At 73.9% G+C, this 12323-nt stretch carries 7 protein-coding genes and 2 pseudogenes; 7 read left to right on the forward strand and 2 right to left on the reverse strand.

From position 1 onward, the window contains the following. Positions 1–95: 95 nt before the first annotated feature. The 4 genes and pseudogenes from ACWD4P_RS30295 to ACWD4P_RS30310 form a co-directional block, all read left to right on the forward strand. A pseudogene (locus ACWD4P_RS30295) lies at positions 96–1352 on the forward strand (carboxyl transferase domain-containing protein); the annotation flags it as partial. Positions 1353–1529: 177 nt separating this feature from the next. Continuing rightward, entirely contained in the window at positions 1530–3815 is a 2286-nt protein-coding gene (locus tag ACWD4P_RS30300) for an acetyl/propionyl/methylcrotonyl-CoA carboxylase subunit alpha (protein WP_449781844.1), read from the forward strand. Further along, on the forward strand, positions 3812–4798 hold the full coding sequence (locus ACWD4P_RS30305; RefSeq protein ID WP_449781845.1) for a hydroxymethylglutaryl-CoA lyase: 987 nt from the start codon (positions 3812–3814) through the stop codon (positions 4796–4798). Before ACWD4P_RS30300 ends, ACWD4P_RS30305 begins: the two co-directional genes overlap by 4 nt. A gap of 173 nt (positions 4799–4971) precedes the next feature. Continuing rightward, complete coding sequence (locus tag ACWD4P_RS30310; RefSeq protein WP_449781846.1) at positions 4972–6162, forward strand: acyl-CoA dehydrogenase family protein; 1191 nt, start codon at positions 4972–4974, stop codon at positions 6160–6162. Positions 6163–6321: 159 nt separating this feature from the next. Here ACWD4P_RS30310 and ACWD4P_RS30315 read toward each other — a convergent pair whose 3' ends face one another. Further along, entirely contained in the window at positions 6322–6861 is a 540-nt protein-coding gene (locus tag ACWD4P_RS30315) for a universal stress protein (RefSeq protein WP_449781847.1), read from the reverse strand. A 282-nt stretch (positions 6862–7143) separates the two neighbouring features. Between ACWD4P_RS30315 and ACWD4P_RS30320 the strand changes: the two genes are divergently transcribed. Together ACWD4P_RS30320 and ACWD4P_RS30325 are read left to right on the forward strand one after the other, a co-directional pair. Continuing rightward, positions 7144–7671, forward strand: a complete 528-nt coding sequence (locus ACWD4P_RS30320) for a hypothetical protein (RefSeq protein ID WP_449781848.1) — start codon at positions 7144–7146, stop codon at positions 7669–7671. Between the two features lie 433 nt (positions 7672–8104). After that, positions 8105–9214 (forward strand): HAD family hydrolase, encoded by a 1110-nt coding sequence (locus ACWD4P_RS30325; RefSeq protein WP_449781849.1) that lies wholly within the window; start codon positions 8105–8107, stop codon positions 9212–9214. 216 nt (positions 9215–9430) lie between these two features. Here the strand turns inward: ACWD4P_RS30325 and ACWD4P_RS30330 are convergent, their stop codons facing one another. Further along, positions 9431–10246 carry a GNAT family N-acetyltransferase gene (locus ACWD4P_RS30330; protein ID WP_359828592.1) on the reverse strand — a complete coding sequence of 272 codons (816 nt, stop codon included), beginning with the start codon at positions 10244–10246 and terminating at the stop codon, positions 9431–9433. Positions 10247–11265: 1019 nt separating this feature from the next. Between ACWD4P_RS30330 and ACWD4P_RS30335 the strand changes: the two are divergent. Continuing rightward, positions 11266–12271, forward strand: a pseudogene (locus ACWD4P_RS30335) (helix-turn-helix domain-containing protein); the annotation flags it as partial. Between the last annotated feature and the right edge of the window lie 52 nt (positions 12272–12323).

The following is a 12323-nucleotide window of genomic DNA, read 5'->3' on the forward strand; positions in this document are numbered from 1 at the left end:
TCGCCGACTGGACCCCCGAGGACTCCGAAGGCTCCGAGGCCTCCGGCAGGCCCGCCCAGGGCGCGTCCTAACCGCCGATCGCGGACATCGGCCGGCCGATGACGGTGAAGAAGCACCTGCGCGCCCAGGAGGTGGCGCTGGAGAACCGGCTGCCCTGCGTCTACCTGGTGGACTCCGGCGGCGCCTTCCTCCCGATGCAGGACGAGGTCTTCCCGGACCGCGACCACTTCGGCCGGATCTTCTACAACCAGGCCAGGCTCTCCGCCGCGGGCATCCCTCAGATCGCCGCCGTGCTCGGCTCGTGCACGGCCGGCGGCGCGTACGTCCCGGCGATGAGCGACCAGGCCGTGATCGTCCGCAACCAGGGCACGATCTTCCTGGGCGGTCCCCCGCTGGTGAAGGCCGCCACCGGCGAGGTGGTCACCGCCGAGGAACTGGGCGGCGGCGACCTGCACTCCCGCACCTCGGGCGTGACGGACCACCTGGCCGAGGACGACACCCACGCCCTCTCCATCGTCCGCACGATCGTCGCCGGGCTCGGCCCGCGCGGGGCCAAGCCGTGGCCGCTGGCCCCGGTCGAGCCGCCGGCCGTCGACCCGGCCGGCCTGTACGGTGCCGTGCCGGTCGACCCGCGCACGCCCTACGACGTCCGCGAGGTGATCGCCCGGCTGGTGGACGGCAGCCGCTTCGCCGAGTTCAAGGCCGAGTACGGCGCCACCCTCGTCACCGGCTTCGCGCGGATCCACGGCCACCCGGTCGGCATCGTCGCCAACAACGGCGTGCTGTTCGCCGAGTCGGCCCTCAAGGGCGCCCACTTCATCGAGTTGTGCGACCAGCGCGGCATCCCCCTCCTCTTCCTCCAGAACATCACCGGGTTCATGGTCGGCCGGCAGTACGAGGCGGGCGGCATCGCCAAGCACGGCGCCAAGATGGTCAACGCCGTGGCCTGCACCCGGGTCCCGAAGCTGACCGTGGTGATCGGCGGCTCGTACGGAGCCGGTAACTACTCGATGTGCGGCCGGGCCTACTCACCCCGCTTCCTGTGGATGTGGCCGGGCGCCAAGATCTCCGTGATGGGTGGCGAGCAGGCGGCCTCCGTCCTCGCGACCGTCCGCCGCGACCAGCTGGAGGCGCACGGCGAGCAGTGGCCGGCCGAGGCGGAGGAGGAGTTCAAGCGCCCCGTCCGCGAGCAGTACGAGCGCCAGGGCAACGCCTACTACGCCACCGCCCGGCTCTGGGACGACGGCGTGATCGACCCGATGGACACCCGCACCGCCGTCGGTCTCGCCCTCACCGCCTGCGCCAACGCCCCGCTGGCGCCGCCCGCGCCCTACGGCGTCTTCCGCATGTGATCCCTCCTCGTGCCGTGCCCGGGTCCGTGACCCCTCCCTTCCGGTTGTGACGTCTCCCTTCCGGTTGTGACGTCCCGGAGCGCCTGCCCACCCGGGCCGGCGCTCCGGCCACCCGCCGCCGCCTCCTCCTCGCCACCTCATACGTACGGCTCCCCTCGACCCGGAGGAACGCCTCCCATGTTCGACACAGTTCTGGTCGCCAACCGCGGTGAGATCGCCCTCCGGGTGATCCGCACCCTGCGGCGTCTCGGCGTCCGTTCGGTCGCCGTGTTCAGCGACGCGGACGCCGACGCGCCGCACGTCCGCGAGGCCGACGTCGCGGTCCGCCTCGGCCCGGCCGACCGCAGCGACAGCTCGGCGGCCGAGACCTACCTGCGGACCGACCGGATCCTCGCCGCCGCCCGCCGCACCGGCGCCCAGGCCGTCCACCCCGGCTACGGCTTCCTCGCCGAGAACCCGGGCTTCGCCCGCGCCTGCGCCGACGCGGGCCTCGTCTTCATCGGGCCGCCTCCCGGCGCCGTCGAGCTGATGGGCGACAAGATCAACGCCAAGGAGGCCGTCCGGGCCGCCGGTGTCCCGGTCGTCCCCGGCAGCCGGGCCACCGCGCCCTCCGACGAGGAACTCGTCGCCGCCGCCGACGAGATCGGCTACCCGGTGCTGCTCAAGCCGTCCGCGGGCGGCGGCGGCAAGGGCATGCGGCTCGTGCGGGACAGCGCCGACCTGCCCACCGAGATCGCCGCCGCCCGCCGGGTCGCCCGCACCGCTTTCGGTGACGACACCCTGCTGCTGGAGCGCTGGGTCGACCGGCCCCGCCACATCGAGGTGCAGGTGCTGGCCGACGCCCACGGCACCACCGTCCACCTCGGCGAGCGCGAGTGCAGCCTCCAGCGCCGCCACCAGAAACTGATCGAAGAGGCTCCCTCCGTTCTCCTCAACGCCGAGACCCGCGCCGCGATGGGCGCCGCGGCCGTCCGGGCCGCCGAGTCCTGCGGCTACACCGGCGCCGGCACCGTGGAGTTCATCGTCCCCGGCATCGACCCGGACGCTCCCGCCTCCGCCTCCGAGGGGGTGCGGGACTTCTTCTTCATGGAGATGAACACCCGTCTCCAGGTGGAACACCCCGTCACCGAACTCGCCGTCGCGGTCGGCGCGGAATCCGCCCGGCTCGACCTGGTCGAGTGGCAGGTGCGCGTCGCCGCCGGCGAGTCGCTCTCCTTCACCCAGTCCGACATCTCCTTCCTGGGCCACGCCATCGAGGCCCGTATCTGCGCCGAGGACCCGGAACGGGACTTCCTGCCCACCGGCGGCCGCATCCTCACCCTGGACGAGCCCCGGGGCGAGGGCATCCGCGTCGACTCCGGAGTCGCCCCCGGAACCGTCGTCACCAGCGCCTACGACCCCATGCTCGCCAAGGTCATCGCGTACGGGCCCGACCGCCCGACCGCGCTGCGCCGGCTCCGCGCGGCGCTGGCCGACACCCGCATCCTGGGCGTCACCACCAACACCGGCTTCCTGCGCCGACTGCTCGCACACCCCGACGTCGCCGCCGGGCGGCTGGACACCGGCCTCGTGGAGCGGACGGCCCAGGAGCAGCCGGCCCTGCTCACCGCGCCGTACTCCCCCGCGAACGCGACCACCCAGAACGCGCCCACCCCGGATGCGACCACCCCGGCCGAAACGCCGACCCCCACCCACCTCCTCTACTGCGCGGCCGCGCTGGCACGGCACCTGGAACTGACTCCGCCCGCCGATCCGGACGGCTGGACCGACCCGTTCTCCCTCCCCTCCGGCTGGCGCCTGGGCGGCACCCCCGCCTGGACCACCCACCGACTCCGAACCCCCGGCCAGGACCCGGTGGCGGTGAGCATCCGTTCGATCACTGCGGGCAACGTAGCCGATGCCACTGACAATTCCGCCGGGCCCGCCCGCGAGGTGGAGCTCCGGCTCGACGGGGGCCCGGCGCACCGGGCCCGCGCGACCCTGGCCGGTGACCGGCTGCACCTGGCCGTCGACGGCCTGCGGACCACGTTCTCGCTGGCCACCGACGCCTCCCCCGGCCTCGCCGCCGGACCGGTGACCTGGCTCGGCGTCGAGGGCGACGCCTGGCCGCTGCACGCCTACGACCCGGTCGTGGAGAGCACCGCCGGGGCCGGTGCGCACCACGGCGCCCTGACCGCCCCGATGCCCGGCACCGTCACCGTCGTCAAGACCGCGGCGGGCGAGACGGTGCGCAAGGGGCAGCCCCTGCTCGTGCTGGAGGCCATGAAGATGGAACACGTGATCGCCGCACCACACGACGGTGTGGTGGCCGAACTGCGGGCCACCGCCGGGGCCACCGTCGCGATGGAGGACCTGCTGGCCGTGGTCACCCCGGTCGAGGAGGCCGCGGCCGAGGACGCGCCGGCCGCGGACGCTTCGGCCGGACCGGCCGCCGCCACCGAGCCCGCGGCGGTGCGGCCGTGACCGCCCCGGCCCGCGAGCCCGACGCGCTCGACCTGGGCCTGCCCGACCCGGTCCGCGCCCCCGGGCTGCCCGAGGAGGTCCGGATCCACGAGGTCGGACCGCGCGACGGCCTGCAGAACGAGAAGTCCCTGGTGCCGGTCGAGGTCAAGGCCGAGTTCATCGCCCGGCTCGCCGCCGCCGGGCTGCGCACCGTCGAGGCCACCAGCTTCGTTCACCCGAAATGGGTACCGCAGCTGGCCGACGCCGAGGAGTTGGTCCCCCGGCTCGCCGGCCTGCCGGAACGCCACCCCGGCCTGCGGCTGCCGGTGCTGGTGCCCAACGAACGCGGCCTGGACCGCGCGCTCGCCCACCGCACCGCCGACATCGCGGTGTTCGCCAGCGCCACCGATACCTTCGCCCGTCGCAACCTCAACCGCTCGGCGGACGAGGCCATGGAGATGTTCCGCCCGGTCGTGGCCCGGGCCACCGAGGCCGGGGTCGCGGTCCGGGGCTACCTCTCGATGTGCTTCGGCGACCCGTGGGAGGGGCCCGTCCCGGTCGACCAGGTGGTCCGGTACGGCGTGCGGCTGCTGGAGCTGGGCTGCGCGGAGCTGAGCCTCGGCGACACCATCGGGGTGGCCACTCCGGGCCAGGTCACCGCCCTGCTGGCGGGCTTCACGCGGGCCGGCGTCCCGGTCGACCGGCTCGCGGTGCACTTCCACGACACCTACGGCCAGGCGCTCAGCAACACCCTGGCCGCACTGCGCGAGGGCGTCACCACGGTGGACGCCTCGGCGGGCGGCCTGGGCGGCTGCCCGTACGCGAAGAGCGCCACCGGCAACCTGGCCACCGAGGACCTGGTCTGGATGCTGCACGGGCTCGGCATCCGGACCGGTGTCGACCTGCGCTCCCTCGTCGCGACCAGCGGCTGGATGGCCGAGCGGCTGGGCCGCCCGAGCCCGTCCCGCACCGTGCAGGCCCTGCTCGGCTCCACCGGCGGCTGACCCGTCCGTTCCCTCGGCGCCGGCCGCCCGCACCACGCGGCCGGCGCCGCGCACCATCCGCACCGATCGACAGTCCATCCCTCAATCACACCGTGCGACCGTCACACCGTCCGACGGCGCCGACGACCCGTTCACGTCCGCGGCCGACCCGGCCGGGCGCCAGGAGGATCACCATGCTCGACCACAGGCTCAGCAGCGAGTACGAGGAACTGCGGCGCACCGTCGCCGAGTTCGCCCAGGACGTGGTGGCGCCGAAGATCGGCGGGTTCTACGAGCGGGAGGAGTTCCCCTACGAGATCGTCCGGGAGATGGGCCGGATGGGGCTCTTCGGCCTGCCCTTCCCGGAGGAGTACGGCGGCATGGGCGGCGACTACTTCGCGCTCGGCCTCGCCCTGGAGGAACTCGCCCGCGTCGACTCCTCCGTGGCGATCACCCTGGAAGCCGCGGTCTCCCTCGGCGCGATGCCCGTCTACCGGTTCGGCACCGAGAAGCAGAAGCGCGAGTGGCTGCCCCGGCTGACGTCGGGCGAACTTCTCGGCGCCTTCGGCCTCACCGAGCCGGAGGGCGGCTCGGACGCGGGGGCCACCCGCACCACGGCGCGGTACGACGAGGCCACCGACGAGTGGGTCATCAACGGGACCAAGTGCTTCATCACCAACTCCGGCACCGACATCACCGGACTGGTCACCGTCACCGCACTCACCGAACCGATCGCTCGTTCGAGTGAAGAGGGCGAATTCCGCTCGCCTGCACGGGAGATCTCCTCCATCATCGTGCCCACCGGGACCCCCGGCTTCCAGGTCTCGAAGAAGTACTCGAAGGTCGGGTGGAACGCATCCGACACCCGCGAACTGTCCTTTACCGACTGCCGCGTCCCCGCGGCCAACCTGCTGGGCGAGCGCGGCCGAGGCTACGCCCAGTTCCTGCGGATCCTCGACGAGGGCCGCATCGCGATCGCGGCCCTGGCCACCGGCCTGGCCCAGGGCTGCGTCGACGAGTCCGTGAAGTACGCCGGCGAGCGCCGGGCCTTCGGCCGGCCGATCGGCGCCAACCAGGCCATCCAGTTCAAGCTCGCCGACATGGAGCTGCGCGCCCACACCTCCCGCCTGGCCTGGCGGGACGCCGCTTCCCGGCTGCTGCACGGCGAACCGTTCAAGAAGGAGGCCGCGATCGCGAAGCTGTACTCGTCCGAGGCCGCCGTCGACAACGCCCGCGAGGCGACCCAGATCCACGGCGGGTACGGCTTCATGAACGAATTCCCGGTCGCCCGCTTCTGGCGCGACTGCAAGATCCTGGAAATCGGGGAGGGCACGTCCGAGGTCCAGCGCATGCTCATCGCCCGGGAGCTCGGCATCGGCTCGTGACGACCGTTTCCTGATGGTCGCCTCCTGATCCGGCGCCGCACCCGGCCGACACATCACTCAATGTGCGGCTCCACAACGACAGTTGGGGAGCCCGAGGGCAGAGGAGGCATCAGGAGGCGACCTCGCGACGGCTTCGGGAGGAGCCGCAGGAACATGGCCTCAGGGGATCACGATCACCGGGCGGTTGGCCCGCCGCGCCAGCCGTCCGGAGACCGAGCCGAAGATCTTGCCGAGCAGGCCGTGCGTCGTGCCGACGACGATCGCGTCGGCGGCGTACTCACGGCCGACCTCCTCGATCTCGTGGCAGATGTCCCCGCCGCGCTCGACCAGGATCCACGGCACCCCGGTGAGGAAGTCCGCGCAGGCGAGCTCCAGCCCGAGGACCTCGGTCCGATGGTCGGGGAGGTCGACGAAGACGGGCGGCTCGCAGCCCGCCCAGACCGTCGCGGGCAGGCGGTTGGCGACGTGCACGATCACCAGCCCGCACTGCGAGCGGCGCGCCATGCCGACGGCGTAGGCAAGGGCACGCTCGCTCGACAGTGAGCCGTCGAAGCCCACCACCACACCGTGCTGGAACACCGGGTCGAGGGACGGCGCCGGGGTGTCCTGCCCGGACGGCTCGGCATGCCCGCCCGGTGAGCCGGCCCCACCCGGGTCCGCCTCCGGCCGCTCGGCCCCCGGGCCCAGGCGGCCCGTCACCGGGACCCCTGCGGGGTCGGCCGGGGGCTCGCCACGCCGCTGGCGGGGCCCTGGACGGTCACGGCGGGCAAGGCTTCCCCGACGGGCGAGCCCGCGTAGGGCGCGCGCGAGGCCGGGCGAGCCGTCGTGCCCCGGGGCTGGTTCGTCCGGTTCCGTCGGCCGCACCTCGTCGGCAGGCCGGGCCGGACGGACTCCGGCCGCCTCGGGACCGCCGAATCCCTCTGCGGCATCGGCGCGTTCGCGGTCCCCCCGTGCGCCCGGGACTCGGCGCGGGGCACCGGCGTGCCCGTCGGCGCGTTCGCCGTCGGGCCCGTCCGCGCGGTCGTCCCGGCGAGCGTCACCGTCCTGGCGCTCGCGGTCGCCGCTGCCCTCACAACTCCCACGGCTCTCACGGCCTCCGCTGTCACCACGGCCCTCGTGGTCGCCACGACCCTCGTGGTCGCCATGACCCTCGTGGCAGCCGCAATCCTCGTGGTCGCCACGGCCCTCGTGGTCGCCACGACCCTCGTGGTCGCCACGACCCTCGTGGTCGCCATGACCCTCGTGGCAGCCGCGATCCTCGTGGTCGCCACCGAGGCGGCCGCAGCGGTGATCACGACCGTCGTCGCCGCACCGGTCGGCACGGACCTCGGCCCGGCCGTCGGGGCGATCGGGGACAGGGCCACCGGCCGGGCCCACGCTGCGGGACGTGTCCGGTTCAACCGGTCGGGGAGGCTCAAAACCAGCCATGGCTCACGGCTCTTCGATGGAGAGGGGCCGACAGGAGAGGAGAACAACGCTGCCCGGGCAGCAGGCCCGCCCACGGCATGACGTCGGTCTGCGCCGCGCAGCACCGTATGTGACCTGTTCCTTTCAGAGTACGACGGGCTTGGGGCACCGCCCAGCGAGGAGGCCCCGGAGCGACGTTGTTCCCGCGAAAGGGGGATGCGCCCGCCGAGGCAGTGCGCCCCGCCCACAGGCGATCGCGCCCCCTCCGGAAAGGAGGTTCCCTGGAGCTTGACTGAGCGGACCGGGCCGCGCAACAGGCCCACGGGACACCGTGACCGGACTGTCATGGATCGGCGACGATCCGTTGCGGCGCGTCGCGAACCGTGACCCCTACCTGCCCCGACCACCCCGTCCACCACGCGCCTCACCGCCCGCCACGGGGGTGCGGAGGCCGTTTCAGCCACTCCGTACGGCTTCGCGACGGCGTCTGGCATTTGCCATCTGCATAGGCGCGCCCGCTGGCACCATGCTTGGCATGCCCCTGCTCCTGTTCGACCTCGACAACACCCTGCTGCCCCGGGACGCCGCCTACCGTGCCTGGGCTCAGGACCTCCTGTCCGAACACGATCTCCCCCCGGGCGACGTCGACTGGTTCGTCACCCTCGACGGCGGCGGCTACGTGCCGCGCAGCACCGTACTGTCGGCGGTCCGGCGCCGCTACGGGCTGGACGTCTCCGCCGACTTCCTCATCGCCCACTACCGACGCGGCATCAACTCCCACATCCACTGTCCGCCCCGGCACATCGAGGCGCTGCGGGCGGCCCGGGCGGCCGGGTGGACGCTCGGGATCGTCAGCAACGGCGGCACCCGGCCGCAGTTGGAGAAGATCCGACGGACCGGACTGGGCCCGCTGGTCGACGGCTGGGTCATCTCCGAGGAGGCGGACTGCGTCAAGCCGGATCCGCTGATCTTCGAGATGGCCGCCCAGCGGTGCGGCATCGCACCCACCGGGGACTGGGCCGAGCACACCTGGATGATCGGGGACCACGCGCCCGCCGACATCGCCGGCGCCGAACTCACCGGGCTGCGCAGCGTCTGGCTGCACCACGGCCGGCCGTGGGCGGAGAACGGCTACCGGCCGACGCTGAAGGCGTCCGGTCTGCCGGAGGCCGTCGGCCAGGTCCTCGCCGCGCGGAACGCGCCCTCGCCCCGGCCGGGCGTCCGCTCCGGCGGACCGCTCAGGAAGGCGGCGGGGATGCCGGTGCACGCGACGGCGCCGGTCGGCGCGCGGTCCGGCGCACGTCACGGGGTGACCGCCGCGGAGGACCCGGGCGCACCCGTTCCCGCAACGGCTGGGGCAGTCGGCGAACCCGCGCCCATGGGTGGGCCCGGTGTCCGAAACCGATCCGACGGGTTTGCCGTGATCGCCGAGTCCCGCATGGAAACCGGAGCGGTCTCCGGGGTCCGGGCAGGTCGCAGGTCCGGTCCTGCCGCCGCCGACGGCTCCCGCCCCGCGCCGGGTGCGACCCCGGCCACCCCGGCCACCCCGGCCACCGCCCCGGCCGCCCGGGCCGACGCCGCCACCCCCGCCCACGCCCGGACCGCCTTCGCCGCCGCACCCCCCGCGGGGGCGGCCGCCCGGTAACGCCCGGACACCTCCCGCCCCACCCCTCCGCCCCACCCCTTCACGCCGGCACAAGCGCCGACGCCCCGCCCCAGCGCCCCGTCACCCCACCCGCAACTCCTGCCCCATCCGCGACTCCCTCCCCACCTGCACCGATGGCACCCCCAGCACCATCCACACCCCCTACTCCTTCTGTACTGCCACCCTCATCCGCACCACCTGTCCCACTGACCTCGGCTACCCCACGGACCCCACCGGCTCCGCCGAGGTGCGGGTCCACCAACAGGTCCGGGCCAGCTCGACGAACCCGAGCTTGCGGTAGAGCGGTTCGCCGGCCGAGGTGGCGACCAGGGTGGCCGGGCGGTCCGGGTGGGCATGGGTCAGGGCGGTCCCGAGGACGGCGCGGGCCACCCCCTGTCCGCGCCGGTCGGGCAGGGTGGTGACCCAGTACACGCCGGTGGCCCGGCCGTCGTCGTAGGTGAGGCAGGCGCCGGCCACCGCGCCGTCGACCCGGCCGAGCCAGGCCCGCCAGCCGGGTACGTCCAGCAGCCGTTCCGGGAGGGCTTCGCCCCGGACCCAGGGCTGCCGGGCGGGCAGCGGGAAGCCCTCCACGATCGCCCGTTCGACCAGCGCGAAGCTGTCGCCGTCCCGCGCCTCATCGACCGTCAGGACGCCTCCTCCGTGCGTCTCCGAGACCGCGGGCAGGACGGTGGTGGCGCCCTCGACCGGGCCGGGCTCCCGGGCCATCACCAGCATGATCGGCATCCGGGTGGCCCCGATGCCGGAGAGGTCCAGCTTGTCGTACGGGTCCTCCACGGTGCAGCGTATGGTCGACCAGTCCGCCATCAGCTTCGCCAACTCCCGCTCCATGGCGGCTGGTTCGTCGTAGGGGCGGGTCACCACGATGCGGTGGGCGTCGTCCGGGGTCCGGGCGCACCGGGCCCCGGTCAGCCCGGGTCGGGAATGGGACCGCCAGCCGTGGACGCGGGCTTGGGCGAGCCAGAAGGCGGCGGCGTTGTCGTTGGCCCGTTCGAGCCGGCTCTCGGTGTTCACGGCTGGACCGTAACCCGGCGGTCCGGTTCCCGGTTCCGCCGTTCCAGGCTTGGCCGGATGAAGCCTGGGAGGCGCACGACTTCTCCCCGTGCGCCCCCTCGTGCACCGCCGATTTTCGGTCAATTTCGCGCCGGTCCCTCCCGCTTGGGCAAATCCGCAGCCCAGACCTGCCGGCCGGGCGCACCGGAGCGGGGCGCCCCAGGAACCGCCCCTCGACAACCAGCCACCGTTGCCCCGGCCCTCTTCCCAGAAAGGTCGACGGGTGCCACGCTTCGTGATCGAATGCATCACGCCAAATTGCCATGTCGACATAGCGTCGGATGGTGAACTTGTCACAACGGCAATGGTCCACCCGATAGATTTCGATCTTGGCCAGCAGTGCCGCACCACCCACACCACACCACCGAGGGGGCTTGAGCGCCTTGAGCAGGGTGAGCAGGAGCGACGCGGGTCCTGACAGCGGCCAGGGGGCAGCCGGCAGCGCGGGTCGGCCCGCGAGAAGCACCGGCACCGCCGCGATCGCCGCCACCACCCGCACCTCCGGCACTCCGGGCGCCGCCTCGCACTCCTCGTACCCCGCAGTGCCCTCCTCCGGGGCGGGCAGCGGCGTCGGCCCCGGCGCGGTACCGGCCGTCACCGACCACGGCGCGGCGGCGCCCTACGGAGGCCAGCCCTCCTACGGCGCCCAGCCGGCCTTCGGCGGACCGGCCTACGGACAGCCCGTCAGCCGAGGGTCCGTCAGTCCCGGCCCGTCCTACGGCGGTGAGCACCCGGGCCATTCCAGCCACCCGGGACACCCCGGACACCCCGCCCATTCCGGCCACCCGGGCTACGGCGGCCACCTCGGCCATGCGGGCCATGCGGGCCACCCCGGCTACGGCACCCCGGGGCCGAACGGCGCCCAGGTCTCAGCCCCCGGGCCGGGCGGCGGCCCGCTCGGCGGCCTCGCACTCGGCGCCGGCTCCGGCCACGGCCCGCTGGGCCACGGCGGGCCCGGCGCGAACGGCGCCCCGACCCCGGTGACGGTCTCCGCCCCCCGCAAGCTGTCCGGCCGCCGCCGGCGGGAGACCGTCGCGGTGCTGATCTTCGGCGGCGCCCCGATCTTCGAGAGCTCCATCCCGCTCTCCGTCTTCGGCGTGGACCGCCAGGACGCCGGAGTGCCCCGCTACCGCCTGCTGGTCTGCGCCGGGGAGGAGGGCCCGCTGGCCACCACCGGCGGCCTGACCCTCTCCGCGCCGTACGGACTCGAGGCGCTCGCCCGGGCCGGCACGATCGTCGTCCCGGCCTGGCGCTCGATCTCCCAGCCCCCGCCGGTCGAGGCGATCACCGCCCTGCGCAAGGCCCACCACGAGGGCGCCCGGATCATCGGACTGTGCACCGGCGCCTTCGTCCTGGCCGCCGCCGGACTGCTCGACGGCCGCCCGGCGACCACCCACTGGATGTACGCGCCGACGCTGGCCAAGCGCTACCCGCGGGTCCACGTCGACCCGCGCGAGCTCTTCGTCGACGACGGTGACGTGCTCACCTCGGCCGGCACCGCCGCCGGCATCGACCTCTGCCTGCACGTGGTGCGCAGCGACCACGGCGCCGAGGCGGCCAACGCGCTGGCCCGCCGCCTGGTGGTGCCGAGCCGCCGCGGCGGCGGAGGACAGGCCCAGTACATCGATCAGTCTTTACCTGAGGAGATCGGCAACGACCCGCTGGCCGAGGTGGTCACCTGGGCGCTGGAGAACCTCAACCAGCAGTTCGACGTCGAGGTGCTGGCGGCTCGCGCGTACATGAGCCGGCGCACCTTCGACCGGCGGTTCCGCACGCTCACCGGCAGTGCGCCGCTGCAGTGGCTGATCACCCAGCGGGTGCTCCAGGCGCAGCGGCTGCTGGAGACCTCGGAGCTGTCGGTGGACGACGTCGCGCGCCGGTGCGGGTTCCGTTCACCGGTGGCGCTGCGCGGGCACTTCCGCCGCCAGCTCGGGGTCTCCCCGGCCGCGTACCGGACCGGCTACCGGGCGCGTCGCCCCGGTCAGCAGCCGCCCACCCCGACCGGGGTGCTCGGCGACCTGCGGCTGTCCGGAGCGCT

It is taken from the genome of Kitasatospora sp. NPDC002543, assembly GCF_053594915.1.

Bases quoted from the DNA above. Each gene is read 5' to 3' on its own strand.
- ACWD4P_RS30325 (WP_449781849.1), top strand. From the start codon at position 8,105: ATGCCCCTGCTCCTGTTCGACCTCGACAACACCCTGCTGCCCCGGGAC.
- ACWD4P_RS30310 (WP_449781846.1), top strand. From the start codon at position 4,972: ATGCTCGACCACAGGCTCAGCAGCGAGTACGAGGAACTGCGGCGCACC.
- ACWD4P_RS30300 (WP_449781844.1), top strand. From the start codon at position 1,530: ATGTTCGACACAGTTCTGGTCGCCAACCGCGGTGAGATCGCCCTCCGG.